Source organism: Acidovorax sp. HMWF018 (genome assembly GCF_003061035.1).
GTDB lineage: Bacteria > Pseudomonadota > Gammaproteobacteria > Burkholderiales > Burkholderiaceae_C > Acidovorax > Acidovorax delafieldii.
The window spans coordinates 7,195-7,660 of sequence record NZ_QAIM01000445.1; the positions used below are offsets into that span (position 1 = coordinate 7,195).

Below are 466 nucleotides of genomic sequence, written 5' to 3' on the forward strand. Positions count from 1 at the left end.
CGGTGTTTTGCAGCAGGGGTTCGGCGCTCAGCACCTGCAGCATTTGCTCGGCGTAGGGCTGCCAGTCGGTGGCGCAATGCAGGTAGCCGCCGGGCTTGAGGCGTGCAGCCAGCTTGGCCACCAGTGGGGGCTGGATCAGGCGGCGCTTGTTGTGCTTTTTCTTGTGCCAGGGGTCGGGGAAGAAGATGTGCACACCGTCAAGAACGCCGGGCGGCAGCATGTGGTCGATCACCTCCACAGCGTCGTGCTGCAGGATGCGGATGTTGGTCAGCTCTTGCTCGCCGATGCGCTTGAGCAGGGCACCCACGCCCGGCTCATGCACCTCGCAGCACAGGAAGTTGTCATCAGGCCGCACGCGGGCGATATGGGCCGTGGCCTCGCCCATGCCAAAGCCGATCTCCAGCACCAGCGGGGCGCTGCGGCCAAAGGCGGCGGTGGCGTCCAGCGGGGCGGGGGTGTAGGGCAG

1 protein-coding gene is annotated in these 466 nt (G+C 66.7%); it reads right to left on the minus strand.

Annotation, left to right across the window (positions count from 1 at the left end; all coding sequences use genetic code 11):
* A partial coding sequence (gene trmB, locus DBR23_RS18395; RefSeq protein ID WP_369882134.1) for a tRNA (guanosine(46)-N7)-methyltransferase TrmB occupies positions 1-466 on the minus strand: 466 nt, incomplete at both ends.